Source organism: Micrococcus sp. iso_229, from assembly GCF_058072725.1.
In genome coordinates this window covers 915,248-931,273 of the sequence record NZ_CM176514.1, presented here as the reverse complement: position 1 = coordinate 931,273, position 16,026 = coordinate 915,248, and the positions used below count along the sequence as shown (strand labels likewise).

The window sequence follows — 16,026 nt, the reverse complement described above, 5'->3', positions numbered from 1 at the left end:
GGGCGCGAGCTGGCGCCAGTCTACTGACGGCGCCGCCGCACCGCCGGTTGCTAGAGTGACGACTCGCGGCGGGCCGCCCCGGCCCGCCTTCCCGCCTGCATGAAGAGAGGCCGCGACGGCATGTCAGACACCGGCGACCCCCGCGTCCCGAGCGGCACCGCGGTCCTGACCGTGGACGGAGCCAGCCTGCGCCGAGTGGGCGCCCGCCCGGGCCTGGCGCGCTACCTGGCCTCCCTCTGGGAGTACCGCTCGTTCATCCTGTTCGACTCCCGCTCCCGGATCGCCGGGGCGAACTCCGTCAACGCGCTCGGCCGCGTCTGGATGGTCCTCAACCCGATCCTCGACGGTGCGGCGTACTTCCTCGTGTTCGGGCTGCTGCTCGGCACCGGCCGCGGCGTGCCGAACTTCCTCGGCTACCTGATCATCGGCGTGTTCCTGTTCCGCTACACCTCGAGTGCGATCACGGCGGGGTCGCGGTCGATCTCGACCAACCTCTCCATCGTCCGCGCCTTCCGCTTCCCGCGGGCCACCCTGCCGATCGCGACGAACATCCGAGAGCTGATGCTCTTCGGCCCGACGCTGGTGGTGATGCTGCTGCTGGTCCTCGCCATCCCGCCGATGGAGCAGATCACGTGGCGCTGGCTGCTGCTGATCCCGCTGCTGGCGCTGCAGACGCTGTTCAACGTCGGCGCCTCCCTCCTGCTGGCCCGCTACGTGGCCCGCTGGTCCGACCTGTCCAACCTCATCGCGTTCGGCACCCGGATCTGGCTCTACATCTCCGCCGTGTTCTTCAGCGCCGACCGCTTCGCGAACATCCCGCCGCTGATGACCGCCATGCATCTGAACCCCCTGTACTGCGTCCTGGACATCGCGCGTCAGTCCCTGCTGTACGCCTCCGACGCCGACCCGATGCGGTGGATCGTCCTCGCAGCGTGGGCGGCGGCCCTGCTCCTGGTGGGGACCGTGGTGTTCTGGCGTGCCGAGGAGACCTACGGGGAGGAACGATGAGCGCGGAGCCGCTGACCCCCTCCGTCGTCGTCGACGAGGCGTCCATGACCTACCGCGTCCTCTCGGCCGAAGCGGTCCAGCCCCGCCGGGGCCTGCGGGGCCGGGTCCGCGCCGCCCGGGGCGTGCGCACCACGGAGGTCCAGGCGCTGCAGCCGCTGTCGTTCGTGGTGGGACGCGGCGAGTCCGTGGGCGTGATCGGCACGAACGGGTCCGGCAAGTCCACCCTGATGAAGCTCATCACGGGCCAGATGCGCCCGACCACCGGCCACATCTACGCGACCTCCACGCCCGTGATGCTGGGCGTCAACGCCGCACTCGTCCGCCAGGTCTCCGGTGAGGACAACATCCGTCTGGGCTGTCTGGCGATGGGGATGTCCCGCGCGGAGGCGGAGGCCAAGCGGGACGCCGTCGTCGCCCTGTCCGGCCTCGACGACCACGCGCTCCAGCTGCCGCTCAAGGCGTATTCCTCGGGCATGGCCGCGCGCCTGCAGTTCGCGATCGCCACCTCGGTGGACCCGGACATCCTCGTGATCGACGAGGCGCTCAACACGGGCGACGCCCAGTTCCGCGAGCGCACGCGCCAGCGGCTCGACGAGCTGCGCGAGCAGGCCGGCTGCGTGTTCCTGGTCAGCCACTCCCTCAGCACCATCCAGGAGATGTGCCAGCGCGTGATCTGGATCGAGCGGGGCGTCCTGACGATGGACGGCAGCCCTCGCGCGGTGACGCGCGGCTACAACCTCTACGCCCGGGCCATGGCCCAGGGGCGCACCGAGGAGGCCCAGGAGATCCTCGAGCGCAAGCAGTCAGAGCTCGTGCGGGAGCGCATCGCGTGGACCGGCGGCGAGCGGCCCACCGGGATCACCGCGCTGTGAACGTGGCCGGGGCGCGGCTGCGTCGCTGGGCGGGCCGGGCCCGCGTCGTGGGCGAGCGGGCGGTCGTCACGGCCGGCGACGCCGGCACCTCGGCCCTCCGTGCGGCGCGCGGCGCTCGGGGCGCGGCCACCCTCCTGGAGCGCACCTGGCGTGCGGCGGACGTGCACGTGCCGGACGCGGCGGCCGCGCTCCCGCTCCCGGCGGCGGCGGCGCTGCGCCGCGCCCTGACGGGTGGGCGCGTCCCCTCCCTCGACGCGTTCTCCCCCCTCGGCCCCCGGCCGGCCGATGCGCCGGCTGCCCTGCTCCTGCCGGTGGCCGGGCCGGCGGCAGGCGGGTGGTCCGTCGAGGCGGCCGCCGAGCTGGCCGCCCGGCGCTGCACGGACCTGGAGACGCCCCCCGGCACGCCCGGCCTGCACACGGTGCTGGTGACTGACCCTGCCTCCCGCGGGGCCCTGATCGCCGCCCTGCGCACCGCCGGAGCCCGCCTCCCCGGGGTGGTCCTCGTCGCGTGCCCGGACCCGGCGACGGCAGCCGGCCGGGCGCGGTTCCTGGCCGCGCTGGGGGTCGTCGACGCGGTCCTCGCCCCGGAGGGGACCCGGCTGGACCCCGCGCTCGCCCGCGTGGCCGCACGCGCGGGCCGCGCCGTGATCGGACCGGACCGGGCAGCCGAGACGTGGGAGCGCCTGGCCGCCGCCGGCCGGGCGGCGCGCCTGGACTCGCTCACGCCCGCCGAGGACGGCGGCCCACCCGCCGCACCGGCACCCCGGGTGCGGGTGACCGCGGAGCCGCGCCGCGTCGTCGTCGCGGGCCACGACCTGAAGTTCGCGGGCGCGCTGATGGACCGGCTGCGCGCCGACGGGCACGAGGTGCGCGTGGACGCCTGGCGCGGTCATGCCCGCCACGACGTCGAGCGCAGCCGCGCCCTGGCCGCGTGGGCGGACGTGGTGCACTGCGAATGGAGCCTCGGCAATCTCGCCTGGTACTCCCGGCACCTGGACTCCCCGCACCGCACCACGCGGTTGACCAGCAGGCTCCACCTGCAGGAGGCGGGCACCGCGTTCCCGTCCCGGGTGCGTCAGGATGCCCTGGACGAGTGGGTGTTCGTGGCCGAGCACGTGCGCGCCCAGGTGCTGCGGGACACCCGCTTCCCGGCCACGCGGACCTCGGTGGTGCCGAACGCGGTGGCCGTGCCGCCCACGCTCCCGGACGGCGACGACGAGCGGCGCTTCGTGCTCGGGCTGGTCGGCGTGCTGCCCGAGCGGAAGGGACTGCACCGCGCCCTCGACCTGCTGGCCACGCTCCGGCGGGTCGAGCCCCGCCACACGCTCCGGATCCGCGGCCACCACCCGGAGGAGGTCGGCTGGATGGCGCAGCGCCCCACGGCGGCGGCCTACTACCGGGCGCAGCTGCGCCGCATCGAGACCGACCCGCTCCTCGCCAGCGCCGTGACCTGGGACCCCCACGGGCCGGACATGCCCGCGTGGTACGCCCGGGTGGGCGTCGCGCTCTCCGTCTCGGACTTCGAGTCGTTCCACTTCACGCTGCCCGACGGCGCCGCGCACGGCTGTCTGCCGGCCGCGCTCGCGTGGGCGGGCGCCGACCTGCTCTACCCCGCTGCGTGGCTGAGCCCGGATGTGGCCGCCATGGCCGACGCCCTTCGCCGGGCCACGGCCGACGCGCGGGCCTGGCGGTCCGCCGTGGCCCAGGCCCGGCGAGACGTGGCGCACACCTATGCTGAGGAGGACGTCGTGCCTCGGCTGGTCCGTCGGATCCTGGGGGGCGCCGCCACCTGACCCTGCTGAGAAGGAGCCCCATGCCCGTCGCCACGCCCGCCCCCCGCCGACCCCGGATGGCGATGCTGGTGGGGAACCAGGTCGTCGGAGACTCACGCGTGGAGAAGGCCGCGGTCTCTGCGGTGCGCGCCGGCTACGAGGTCGTCGTGGTGGGCGTCTCGCACCGCACCACGTTCAATCTCGGCCGGTACGGGTCCGTGCCCCTCCTGCGCGTGCCCGTGACGTTCCGGCGGCACCTGGCGTGGCAGACCCTGCACGGGACCGCTCGGCCGGACGCGACGGACTGGTCCGCCGTGCTGGACCCCGAGGAGGCCGCGGCGATGACCGCCTGGGACCTCGCCCACGAGGCTGGGGCGGGCCTGCCCCAGGCCGTGGTGCGCGGGCTGTCGCCCCACGCCCTGCCCGACGGGGCCCGCGGCCGACTCGGCCGGGCCGCCCGTCGCCTGGACCGCCTCGCCCCGGCGAGGGGCCGCCGAGGCCCGGCCGCAACGCGGGGGCGGCGCGCGCTGAAGAACTTCGCCGCCGGGCGGACCGGCGCCTGGCGCGAAGTCTGGCCCCTGATCGCGGACTATGAGGACGGCTTCCTGCGTGCCCTGATCGACCTCGCGCCGGACCTCGTCCACGTGCACGACCGCCATCCCCTCCCCGCCGCGGCCGCCTACGACCGCTACCGCGCCGCGCGCGGGCTGTCGCCGGTGCCGTGGGTCTACGACGCCCACGAGTGGCTGCCCGGCCAGATGATGCCCGGGCCCGTGGACCAGCGCATCGCGTGGAAGGCGGCCGAGGCCGAGCTGATCCACGAGGCCGACGCCGTCGTCGCCGTCACGGACGGACTGGCCGACCGGATGCGCGAGTACCACGCCCTGCCGGAACGCCCCGTGACGGTGATCAACGGGCCGTGGGGCACGCAGGTCCCGATGGACCCGGCCGAGCGCCTGCCCCTGCGCACCGAGCTGGGCCTGTCCGACGACGTCCCGCTGCTCGTCTACGTCGGCAAGCTGGCCGAGGTCCGCGGCGTGGGCACGCTGGTGGACGCCCTGCCGCTGCTGCCCGGCGTCCACGTCGCGTTCGTGGGCTCCCCCGACCCCGGCGCCCGGCAGGGCCTGCGCGACCGGGCAGCCCAGCTCGACGTCGCCGACCGGATGCACATCGTCGACTACGTGCCCTCGGCCTCCGTGACGTGGTACGTCTCCTCCGCCACCGCGGGCGTGAGCCCTCTGCTCCCCACCCCGGCCCACGAGAGCGCGGTGGCCACCAAGCTGCGTGAATGCCTGCTGGCGGGTCTGCCGCTGATCGTGTCCGACCTGCGCGAGCAGGCCCGTTTCGTCCGGGAGCAGGGGGTGGGGACCGTGTTCGCCCCCGGGGACGCGGCGGACCTCGCCCGGGCGGTGCGCGACCTCCTGGCGCGACGGACCGAGCTGACCGCGGCCGCGCGCTCCCCGGAGATCACCGCCCGCCACGGGTGGGAGGCCGCCGAGCGGGCGCTGCACGGCCTCTGGCGGCGTCTCGTGCCCACGCCCGCCGCGCCGCCGCCCGTGGAGATCGCCCCGGACCCTGCGCGCGATCCCCGGCCCCGCGGACTCCTGGTCGTGGGCGACCCGCCCACGGTCCGACCCCTCCTGGACGCCTGGCCCGCCGACGCCGGCCCCGCGACGCAGCGGCCGCCACGGGAGGTCCCCGAGGGCCGCGGCCTCGCCGTGGGCGGCCCCGAGGCGGTCTGGGGCGTCCTGCAGGACTGGGTCACGGACGACCGTGCCCACGGCACGGTCCTCACCGGGGGCGAGGGACCGCTGTGGGGCCGGGCCGAGCAGTCCCCCGTCCATGAACTGCTCTCCCTCCGGGCTCGCGGACGCCAGGTCGCCCTCGTGGCCGGCGAGCGGATCCTGGCCGGCGTCGACCGGCGGCTGACGGCCGTCCCCGGCCACCCCTGGGGAGGACTGGACCCGGACGCGCGGGGGGCGCTGGACCGCCGCATCCGGCGTCAGGGCCGCCCGTTCCAGGCCGCCCTGGCCGCCGGAGTCCCCGTGCTCTCCCACCGGCGCGTGGAGGCGCTGCTGACGCCGGGCGTGCTCTGGCTGCCGGCACCGATCCCGACGCCGACGGACCGGGGACCCAGCCATGACGGCGCGTCCGCCCCCCGCACCGTGCTCATCCTGCCCGGGGACCGCACCTCGGCCGAATCGGCGGCCGTGGACGAGCTGCTCGCGGAACTCACCGCACGCGGGATCCCGGTCGAGGCCCCGTCGGGTCCCCGGTTCCGCCGTCGACCCGACGCGTTCCACGGCGACGTCGTCGTGGCCCCGCTGCACACGGGAGAACTGGAGATCGCGGCCCTGCAGGCCCTGGCCGCGGGCAGCGCTGTGGTCGCCGGGCCGCCGGTGGCTGCCACGCCGGACGAGTGCGCCCCACCGGTGACCGAGGTCGACGACGCCACGCTCCTCGCCACGGTGCTGGGCCTGCTGGAGGAGACGTCGGCGGCCGCGCGGGAACGGCGGGAGCGGGCGCGCGAGCACCACGCACGGCTGCACGCGCCCGAAGCCGTGCTGGTGCGGCTGCAGGCCCTGCTCAGCCCTGCGGAGACGAGGGACGAGCCCGCCGCGGTGTGATCTGCGGCGGGCCCCTCCCGGGTCGCCGGATGGGCGCCCCCGGTGGGGCCGGGACTCAGTCCTCGGCCGATGCCCGGGCGGTGGCCACCCGGGCGGCCCAGGACTGCGTGCGCTGGGCCTCGGCCATGCCGGGCGCCCCGCCCCGCACGAGCGCGGCGATGCCGGCGCGGATCGCCTCCGAGGAGCGCGCGACGCCGAGCCCCACGCGGTTGCGCTCGAGGAAGTCCGCGATCCCCATGTCCGCGAAGCAGAGCACGGGGTAGCCGCGCTCGATCAGGGACATGGTCTTGTAGGGGAAGCTGAACCGGGCGTACTCGCCGCCCAGCAGCACCACGCCCACCACGGTCCGCGTCGCGGGGACGTACCACTCGAGCGGGACCGTGGTGATCCGCAGCCCGGGCCGGTCCGCCAGGCCGTGCTCGGCCAGCAAGTCCTCCAACACGGAACGCTCCCCCGCGCGCACGACGAAGTCGAGTCGCACCTGCGGGTCGAGCGTCCCGACGGCGGTGAGGTACTGGCCCAGGCCGTAGATCCCGCCCACGCCTCCGGCGTACAGCAGGGTGACGCCCTCCTCGCCGATCGCCGGAGCGTCGGCGGGGACGGTGTTCGCCGGGGACACGGCCGGCGGCAGCGGCAGCCAGTCCACGGGCCCGCGGCCGTGGCGGGCCAGCAGGGCGTCGAAGCCCGCCCCGGACTCCGCAGACGGAGCCGCCAGCCGGTCCGCGGCCGCCGCCATCGCATCGAGCTCGGCGAGCCCACGCTCCTGGACGTCGCGCCGCGCGTCGGCATCCTCGAGGTACCCGTCGATCTCGTCCAGCCAGTGCAGGTCACGCACGAACCAGACGCTCGTGCCGCCTCCGGCCGAGAAGCGGGCCGTGACGTCCGCGAGTGCGGAGGTCACCCGGCCGACCGGGATCGGCGACGTCGAATTCTCGCCGTAGAGGAGTCCGAGGGGACGGCCGGCGGCGAGCGCCTCGTCCAGGACCCGGAGCCGCCGGTCGAAGACACCCGGGACGGAGGAGAGCCGCAGCGCCGCGGCGGGCTCGGAGAGGGCGTCGTTCATGTTGCGCACCCGCTGGGGACGGGCCCCGTCGGTGCGGTCCTCGAGCGGCGAGGTGGAGAAGAACACGTCCAGCGGGCCGTCGTGCCGGAGCACGGCGAGGTCCTCGAACGTCCGGTCCACGCGACCGGTCATCGCGGCGCGGTAGGCAGACAGCAGGTCGGTGGTGCCGCCGTCGACGGTGTCGACGGCGGAGTGAGGCTCGGGCCCCCCGTGCAGGGCCGCGGCGAGCTCCGTGACGAGGCGCAGCCCGCGCCCCGTCCGCACGCCCGGATGGCCCGCGGCCCACGCGCCCGAGCCGATGGTGTCCTCCACCACCAGCCGTTCCGCGAAGCCGGTGCCGACCAGGAGTTCACCGACGGCCGCGTGGTCGCGCGACGAGCCCACAAGGACCACGTGCGTGGCGCCGCCGAGCCGGGTCGCCGCCACCGCGTCGAACGCGCGTCCTGCGGCGAGGTCGCGGGTGCGGTAGAGGGCGGAAGCGGAGAGGCTGCGGAGCGAGGCGCCCGGCACCGTGTCCACCGCGGTCTGGAGCGCCTCCATCTGCGCGGCGAGGCGATCGGCGTCGACGTGTTCCGGATGGAGGACGACGACGCGCGGCGTCTCGGCCTCCGCCGCGAGCGGCGCCAGCGTCTGCGGCGCGAGGCCGACGCGCGGATGCCGGAGGTGGGCGCTGCGCGAGCCCTTGGACAGGGCCTTGTCGAACTCCCACTCGTCGGCCAGGAACAGCCGGTCGACCGCCCGCGTCAGGGCTGCGAAGTCCTCCTCGGCGTGCCGTCGTGCCGCGGAGAAGTCCAGGTCGCCGCGGCGGAGCAGGGGGATGAACTCCTCCTCCACATGCCGGGCGGCGAAGCCCGCGGCGCCGAGCCCGGAGGCGAGGATCGCGTCGTAGGCGCCCGCGGCCGTGATCCGGCGCATCTCGCGCGCGATCTGGGCGCCGGCGGCGCGCAGGGCGTGGGTGCCGGTCCACGGGTAGAGGGGGGCCGGGGCGAGACCGGGCCGCCGGCGCAACCAGGCGTGGGAGGCGACGTCGAGGACGTCGACCACGTGGCCGCTGTCCCGCAGATCCTGCAGCAGCAGCCCCTCCGCCGGGCCCGTGCCGGTCGTCAGCAGCAGCACGGTGCTCATGCGTTCTCCTCCCCTCGCCCGCCCGGGCCCGCCGCCAGACCCATCAACGCCATCTCCTGGTCCACGGTGTGCTCCGGCGAGGTCTGGGCGCGGACCCGGGCTGCCGCGGCCTGGGACATCCGCAGGAACAGGTCCGGGTCCTCCATGAGCCGTCGCAGGCCGTCGGCCAGCCCGGCCACGTCCTCCACGCCGGCGATCATCGCGCAGTCCTCGTCCACGAACTCCCGGACGGCGCCGGCGTCGTTGGTCACGGGCACGAGCCCGGAGGCCATCGCCTCGTCCCGCGAGACGCCCTGGGAGTCGAGTCGGGTGGGCACCAGGAACACGCCGTGCTCCCGGTGCAGGGCCGCGATCTCCTCCTGGACGGCGAAGCGTCGCTCCACCGTGACGTTCGCGTCGTCCGCGAAGGCCGCCTCGAAGAGGCCGAAGTACTTGCCGTCGCCGATGACGGTGACCTGCATGCGGTCCCACAGGGGCGTGTCCCGCAGGCGCTCGAGGGCCCGGACGGCGAGGTCCGCGCCGTAGTTGAGGTTCGCCGCGGAGCGGACCCACAGCACGCGGAAGCGCTGCTCGGGGTCCTTGGGCACGAAGCGGAACAGGTCCGTGTCGATCACGTTGTGCACGATCGCCGTGCGTTGCCCCGGAAAGACGAGCTCCATGTCCTCCTGAGCCGCCCGGCGCCACCAGCGCGAGACGAAGACGAACCGCTCGGGGCCGTGCGGGTGGTCGAGCACCTCGCGCCAGAAGCGCTGGCGTTCCAGGGTGTCGACGATCGCGTCGTCCACCTGCCCCTGGGTCCGGTGGTTGCGCACGGTCCGGATCCAGCGGCGCGACTCGAAGCCGTGCATGAACACGAAGAAGCGGTGCCCGGCCAGCGCGTCCTGGATCGGCTCCCAGAGGGAGCGGACGAGGAAGTGGGCCGCCACGGACTCGTAGTGCCGCGTGCGCAGCAGCTCGGCCGCCTCCGCTCCCCGGCCCACCAGCACGTGGACGCCGTCGTACTCGTAGGAGCGGGGTTCGGCGGACCGGTCGATCACCGCGACGTCGACGCGGACGCCGGCGGCCTGGAAGTACTTGACCCGGCGGTGCACGAAGCCGTTGCCGTAGGGGTTCTCGAGGGTGGGGTACACGCCCACCACGACCAGGTGTCGCGGCGCGTCGGCGCCGAGCTGGGCGGCGGCGGCGTCCGCCCGTGCGAGGTGGTCGGCGACCCGCCTCGGCGCGGCGGCCAGGTCCTCGTCCTCGTGGCCCGTGGGGGGCAGCGGGGGCACCGGCTCCGCGAACAGGCGCCGCTTGAGCGCGGCGTTCTCGAGCTGCAGCAGCGTCGCTGCCTCTTGCGCGGTGTAGGTGTCCCCGACGTCGGCGAGGTGCAGGTAGCCGCGATAGCCCGGGGTGTCGTCATGGGCGGCCGCGGGCGCGGCGGGGCGGGGAGGCGACGTGCGGCGCCGACGGGGCGGGGCGGCCGCCACCCGGAGCCGACGCACGGCGTCCGAGTCCTGTGGGAGGGTGTCGAACACCGCGCGCAGCACGCGAGGCCCGGGCTCGGGCAGGGCTCGCGCCCGTCGGGCCGCCGCGCGCACGGCCCGACGGGCGCGTCGTCGCCAGTCCCCTGCGCTCACAGCCTGACGCTCTCGCCCGTGCGGGCCGACGCGATCATCGCCTCGGCCACGCGCAGCGTGTCGAGCCCCTCCGCCATGGACACGTGCTCCTGCCGGACTCCGAGGATCGCGTCGCGGAACGCCTCGTGCTCGGTGTGCAGCGGCTCGGGCTTCTCGATCGCCAGGCGGGTGACGTCCCCCTCGGAGACGCCGCGGAACGCGGACAGCGCTTCCCAGCGGGTGCGGACCGACCCGTTGGCCTGGAAGGTCAGGTCCGCGTGCACGGTGTCCGCCACGAACGCGCCGAGCTCGCCGGTGACGACGGTCTGGCGGATCTTCACCGGCGAGAGCCAGTTCACCACATGGCTCGTGATGACCCCGCACTCGAGGCGGCCGCTGGCGACCACCATGTCCTCGTGCTCGCGGCCGGAGTTGGTCATGGTCTCCGCGGCCACGCGCGTGAACGGGCTGTCCGCCAGCCACGCGGTCAGGTCGATGTCGTGCGTGCCGAGGTCCTTGACGACCCCGACGTCGGCGATGCGGGCGGGGAAGCCGCCCTGGCGCACGGTCGTGATCTGCAGGACCCGGCCCAGCTCGCCGGCCCGGATCCGGCGGCGCATCTCCTGGAGGGCGGGGTTGAAGCGCTCGATGTGGCCCACGGCGCCGACGAGGCCGGCCTCGTCGAAGGCGCGGACCAGGCGGGTGCCGGCCTCGGTGCTGTGCGCGATGGGCTTCTCGACCATCACGTGCACGCCGGCCTCGGCCAGGGCCATGCCGACCTCCTCGTGCAGGCCGGTCGGGACCGCGCACATGACGGCGTCCACGCCGTGGTCGATGAGCCCCTGGACCGAGTCGTAGAGGGGCAGGTCCCCCGCCACGCCGTGCGGATCACCCATCGCGTCGGCGACGGCGACCAGCTCGGTGCCCTCGATGGAGCGCATCACGCGGGCGTGGTGGCGGCCCATCATGCCCAGGCCGATCAGTCCGGTGCGCAGCACGCTCATGCGGCGGCCTCCGCCACCGCGGTGTTGACGGCCTCGACGACGCGCGTGACGTCCGCGTCTGTCAGGGACGGGTGGACCGGGATGGAGAACACGGTGGACGCGGCCACGCGGGTGTTCGGCAGGTCCGCCTCGACGCCGAAGGAGGGCAGCTCGTTGGTGGGCACCGGGTAGTAGACACCCGTGCCGACCCCGAACTCGTCCTTCAGACGGGCGAGCACGTCCGCCCGCTTCCCGGCCAGCTCCTCGGGCAGGCGGACCGTGTACTGGTGGTACACATGCTCGGCGCCCCCGAGCACCGTCGGCACGGTGACCCCGCGCAGCTCGGCGTCGAAGCGGGCGGCGATCTCCTGCCGGCGCCGGGTCCACGCGCCGACCTTGGTCAGCTGCACCCGGCCGATGGCCGCGTGGATGTCCGTCATGCGGTTGTTGAAGCCCACGAGCTCATTGCGGTACTGGACCTCCATGCCCTGGTTGCGCAGCAGGCGCAGGCGACGGGCGACGTCCTCCTCCCCCACGGAGACCATGCCGCCCTCGCCCGAGGTCATGTTCTTGGTCGGGTAGAGGCTGAACATGCCCCACACCCCGAAGGTGCCCACGGGGCGCCCCTTCCAGCGGGCGCCGTGCGCCTGCGCCGCGTCCTCGAACAGCTGGAGGCCGTGCTCGCGGCAGATCGCCTCGAGCTCGTCCATGCGGGCCGGGTGGCCGTACAGGTGCACCGGCATGACGGCGGCGGTCCGCTCCGTCACCTTGGCGCGCACGTCCTGGGGGTCGAGGGTGTACGTCTGCAGGTCCACGTCCGCGAAGACCGGGGTCGCACCCGTCAGGGCGACGGCGTTGCCGGTCGCCGCGAAGGTGAAGGCGGGCACGATGACCTCGTCGCCGGGGCCGATGCCCGCGGCCAGCAGGCCCAGGTGCAGGCCGGAGGTGCCGGAGTTGACGGCCACGCAGGCCCGGCCGTCCACCATCGCGGCACCGAACTCCTCCTCGAAGGCCGCGACCTCGGGGCCCTGCGCCACCATGCCGGAGCGCAGGACGCGGTCCACCGCCTCACGCTCCTCGTCGCCGATGAGCGGCTTCGCCGCCGGGATGAACTCAGCCATGGTTCTCCTCCTCCTGCGCGGGCCCGGCCGGGCGCAGCGCGCCGTCCCGCTCGATGAACGTCTCCCCGGTGTCCGGGCACACCCAGACGCCGTCCCTCTCCTCCAGCCGGCGGCCTGTCCGGCCGACCCAGCCGATGCGCTTCGCGGGCACCCCGGCCACGAGGCCGAAGTCCGGCACGTCGCGGGTGACCACCGAGCCGGCCGCCACCAGGGCCCACGCGCCGATGCGCACCGGCGCCACGCACACCGACCGCGCGCCGATCGCGGCGCCGTCGCCGATGTCCACGCCCACGGCGTCCCAGTCGTCCCCGGACTTCTGGGACAGGTCCGGGTTCACTGCGCGGGGGTAGGTGTCGTTGGTCAGGACGACGCCGGGTCCGATGAACACGCCGCGGCCCAGACGGGCCGGCTCGTAGACGAGGGCGAGGTTCTGGACCTTGCAGTCGTCGCCGAGCTCCACCCCGGTGCCGATGTAGGCCGCGCGACCGACGATGCAGCGTTCGCCGAGGCGGGCCTGCTCACGGACCTGCGCGAGGTGCCAGACCTTGGTGCCGGCGCCGAGGACGGCGTCCTCGGCCACGTCGGCCGAGGCGGCGGTGAAGACGTTCCCGCTCACCGGGCGGCCTCGGCGTCCTGCGGCAGGCCGATGACCCGACGGGTCACGCCCGCCCAGGCGTCGGCGTCGGTGACGTTGCGGCCGTCCACGAAGGTGCGCACGCCCGGCAGGTCGGCCGGGGTGAGGGCGCGGTACTCGGCGTGGTCCGTCTGCAGGATGGCGGCGTCGACCTCGGCGCCCGCGGTGTGCGGGGTGAAGCCCAGCGCGGTGAGCTCCTCGTCCGTGTACATCGGGTCGTCCACGGTGACCTCGGCGCCGCGGGTGCGCAGGGCGCCCACAGTGGCGAACACACCGGAGAACGCGGTCTCCTTCACGCCGCCGCGGTAGGCGGCGCCCAGCACGACGACGCGCTGACCGGCGAGGTCGCCGTGGGCCTGGGCGAGCAGGTCCACGGCGAAGTCCGGCATCGAGGCGTTCACGGCGCGCGCGGTGCGGACGATGTCCGCGGCCGGGTCGTTCCACAGGTACAGGCGCGGGTAGACCGGGATGCAGTGGCCGCCCACGGCGATGCCCGGGCGGTGGATGTGGCTGTACGGCTGCGAGTTGGAGGCCTCGATCACCTGGTAGATGTCGATGCCGTTCGCGCCGGCGTAGCGGGCGAACTCGTTCGCCAGGCCGATGTTGACGTCGCGGTAGGTGGTCTCCGCGAGCTTGGCCATCTCGGAGGCCTCCGCGGTGCCGAGGTCCCACACGCCGTTGGGACGGGACAAGTCAGGCCGCTCGTCGAAGTCCAGCACGGCCTCGTAGAACTCGCGGGCGCGCTCGGCGCCGGCCGGGGTCAGGCCGCCGATCAGCTTGGGGTAGCGGCGCAGGTCCTCGAACACGCGGCCGGTGAGCACGCGCTCCGGGGAGAACACGAGGTGGAAGTCCTCCCCCTCGGTCAGGCCCGAGCCCTCCTCCAGCATCGGCTTCCACCGGGTGCGGGTGGTGCCCACGGGCAGCGTGGTCTCGTAGGAGACGAGGGTGCCCGGGGTCAGGTGCTTCGCCAGCTCGGTGGTGGCGCCGTCCATCCAGCCGAAGTCGGGGCGGGCCTCGTCGTCCACGAAGAGCGGCACGACGAGCACGACGGCGTCGGCCCCCGGGACGGCGTCGCCGTAGTCGGTGGTGGCGCGCAGGCGGCCGTCGGCCACCGCGGAGGAGAGCTTCTCCTGGAGGTGGGCCTCGCCCGGGAAGGGCTCGGTCCCCGCGTTGACGAGGTCCACGACGGAGGCGTTGACGTCCACGCCGACCACCTCGTGTCCCTTGCTCGCGAACTGCACGGCCAGCGGCAGGCCGATCTTGCCCAGGGCGACGACGGCGATCTTCATGCGGGTCCAGTCTTCCTTCCGTGCGCGGGCCCCACGCGACGAGCGTCGGGCGGGCGTCGAGGAGGCCTCCGGAACACGAGAGTGCGGGAGGCCCGGCGCCAGCGTCACTGTATCAGCGCGGGTGGACGCCGAGCCGGTCGTAGAGCGCCCGATAGCGGCGCGCGTTGGCCTCCCAGGTGCGCGTCTGCAGGGCCCAGTCCCGGCCGGCCGCGCCGAGGCGCGCCCGCTCGGCCGGGTCCTCCGCGAGCCGGTCGAGGGCGGTGGCCAGCGCGGCGGGATCCTCCGCGGGGACGAGCAGACCGGTCCGCCCGTCCTCGACGAGCTCGGCCAGGGCCGGCAGGTCCGAGGCGACGACGGGCCGACCGGTCGCCGAGGCCTCGACGGTCTTCATCGGCGTCACCGCCCGGGTGACGGGCAGGTCCCGGCGCGGGACCGTGAACACGTCCAGGGCGGCGTGGTGCAGGCGCGCGTCCTCGCGGTCGACCCGCCCGGGGAAGGCGCACAGCTCCGCGATGCCGAGCTCCGCGGCCAGGGCCTGCAGCCCGGGCCGGGCGACGCCGTCGCCGGCGATGTGCACGCGCAGCCCGGGACGGTGCGGGGCCAGCCGTGCGGCGGCGCGCAGCAGGGTGTCCAGGCCCTCGTAGTCCACGAGGCTCGAGACGGTGCCCACCACGAAGGCGTCGGTCGGCAGGTCCCAGCCCAGCCGGGCGCGTGCCTCGTCCCGGTCCGCCGGCTCGGCGACGAAGGCCGGGCCCACGGCGTTGGGGCAGAGCACAACGGCGTCCTCGGCCACCCCGGCCGCGACCAGGCGGTCGCGCATGCCCGCCCCGAGCGTCACGACCCCGTCGGCGCGGCGGGCGGCCTCGGCCTCCCTCTCCTGGAAGAGCCGGTACCGTTCCGAGGCCAGGGCCTCGGGCCCGCGCACCGCCGCCCACGTGTCCGCGAGCTGCCCGCGGACCTCGTACACCCACGGGATCCCGAAGGCCCGCGCCACGGCCTCGACCGCGAGCGCGTTGACGAAGTGCGTGGTCGTGTGCAGCAGGGCGGGACGGTGTCGTCGCACGTGCGCGGCCAGCAGCTCGGCGTGCTGCTGGATGCGGGCGGCCTGGCCCTGGGCGAGCCGGGCCGGCAGCAGCCGGGCGTAGTCGATCCCGTCCACGACATCCCGCTGTGCCGCCCAGGGCACGCCGATCTGCACGGGGTAGCCCGGCCGCGTGACGGCGGCGACCTCGAAGCCCTCGTCCCGCAGGGAGGTGAGGATCGCGTGGCTGCGCTGGGCGTATCCCGACCCGGTGTGGGGCAGGGAGTTGGTCAGCACGTGCAGCACCCGCCCCGGGACCGGGCGGTAGCCGGGCTCGGTCGGCACGGTCGGGGCGACGCCGCGGAACGCGTCCCGCTCCCCCGCCATGCGGCGGGCGAGATGACGGTTGCGGGGATGCCGCGCGGCGAGCGCGGCCGCACCGCCCAGGTCGCCGCGGTGCGCCGCCAGGCGTGCGGCGGCGGCCGTCCACGCCGCGCCGCGATGCTCCTCCGGCACGCTGCCGAGCAGCGTCTCGGCGACGTCGGGCCGGCCCATGCCGAGGGCCGCGTCGGCCCGGTGGACCAGCCCGCGGCCGCTCCCCGCCCCCGGACGGGACGCGCGGACGGGCCGGCCGGCCTCGTCCACGCCGAGGGCGGCCAGGGCCGCCGCGCGCTCGCCCCGCATCTCGTGGCCGAGCGCGGGCACGACGCCGTTCCGGCCCAGGCGGGTGAGGACGCCGGCCGCCCCGTCCGCCACCGCGGGCGGAAGTCGACGGGAGACCTGCAGGGCCAACAGCACCGGGTCGTCCGTCACGTGCTCGCGGACGGTCTGGGCGGTCAGGGCCAGGGACCGCAGCAGCGGGCGGCGGGACGACGCGGGGCGCTCGCGTGCGGTCATCGGTGCGGGCTCATGT

The 16,026-nt window shown here is 75.2% G+C and carries 11 protein-coding genes; 4 read left to right on the top strand and 7 right to left on the bottom strand.

What is annotated here, in order from left to right; all coding sequences use genetic code 11:
* Positions 1–120: 120 nt before the first annotated feature.
* The 4 genes from AC3RKA_RS04310 to AC3RKA_RS04295 are packed head-to-tail and all read left to right on the top strand — an operon-like array spanning position 121 to position 6,279.
* A complete protein-coding gene (locus AC3RKA_RS04310; RefSeq protein ID WP_002856362.1) occupies positions 121–1,008 on the top strand; it encodes an ABC transporter permease in 888 nt (295 codons plus the stop codon).
* On the top strand, positions 1,005–1,880 hold the full coding sequence (locus AC3RKA_RS04305) for an ABC transporter ATP-binding protein (protein WP_060775589.1): 876 nt from the start codon (positions 1,005–1,007) through the stop codon (positions 1,878–1,880). The genes AC3RKA_RS04310 and AC3RKA_RS04305 overlap by 4 nt, the downstream gene beginning before the upstream one ends.
* On the top strand, positions 1,877–3,673 hold the full coding sequence (locus tag AC3RKA_RS04300) for a glycosyltransferase family 4 protein (protein WP_489727541.1): 1,797 nt from the start codon (positions 1,877–1,879) through the stop codon (positions 3,671–3,673). Before AC3RKA_RS04305 ends, AC3RKA_RS04300 begins: the two co-directional genes overlap by 4 nt.
* A 20-nt stretch (positions 3,674–3,693) precedes the next feature.
* Positions 3,694–6,279, top strand: a complete 2,586-nt coding sequence (locus AC3RKA_RS04295; protein ID WP_489727540.1) for a glycosyltransferase family 4 protein — start codon at positions 3,694–3,696, stop codon at positions 6,277–6,279.
* A 55-nt stretch (positions 6,280–6,334) separates the two neighbouring features.
* Here the strand turns inward: AC3RKA_RS04295 and AC3RKA_RS04290 are convergent, their stop codons facing one another.
* The 7 genes from AC3RKA_RS04290 to AC3RKA_RS04260 form a co-directional block, all read right to left on the bottom strand.
* Complete coding sequence (locus AC3RKA_RS04290) at positions 6,335–8,467, bottom strand: hypothetical protein (RefSeq protein WP_489727539.1); 2,133 nt, start codon at positions 8,465–8,467, stop codon at positions 6,335–6,337.
* Positions 8,464–10,086, bottom strand: a complete 1,623-nt coding sequence (locus AC3RKA_RS04285; protein WP_230955735.1) for a glycosyltransferase family 4 protein — start codon at positions 10,084–10,086, stop codon at positions 8,464–8,466. The genes AC3RKA_RS04290 and AC3RKA_RS04285 overlap by 4 nt, the downstream gene beginning before the upstream one ends.
* Positions 10,083–11,069, bottom strand: coding sequence for a Gfo/Idh/MocA family protein (locus AC3RKA_RS04280; protein WP_060775007.1), 987 nt, complete (start codon positions 11,067–11,069; stop codon positions 10,083–10,085). Before AC3RKA_RS04280 ends, AC3RKA_RS04285 begins: the two co-directional genes overlap by 4 nt.
* Entirely contained in the window at positions 11,066–12,169 is a 1,104-nt protein-coding gene (locus tag AC3RKA_RS04275) for a DegT/DnrJ/EryC1/StrS family aminotransferase (protein ID WP_060775008.1), read from the bottom strand. Before AC3RKA_RS04275 ends, AC3RKA_RS04280 begins: the two co-directional genes overlap by 4 nt.
* Positions 12,162–12,785, bottom strand: a complete 624-nt coding sequence (locus tag AC3RKA_RS04270) for an acyltransferase (protein WP_060775009.1) — start codon at positions 12,783–12,785, stop codon at positions 12,162–12,164. The genes AC3RKA_RS04275 and AC3RKA_RS04270 overlap by 8 nt, the downstream gene beginning before the upstream one ends.
* Complete coding sequence (locus AC3RKA_RS04265; protein ID WP_060775010.1) at positions 12,782–14,092, bottom strand: nucleotide sugar dehydrogenase; 1,311 nt, start codon at positions 14,090–14,092, stop codon at positions 12,782–12,784. Before AC3RKA_RS04265 ends, AC3RKA_RS04270 begins: the two co-directional genes overlap by 4 nt.
* 112 nt (positions 14,093–14,204) lie before the next feature.
* On the bottom strand, positions 14,205–16,010 hold the full coding sequence (locus AC3RKA_RS04260) for a glycosyltransferase family 4 protein (protein ID WP_216879412.1): 1,806 nt from the start codon (positions 16,008–16,010) through the stop codon (positions 14,205–14,207).
* Between the last annotated feature and the right edge of the window lie 16 nt (positions 16,011–16,026).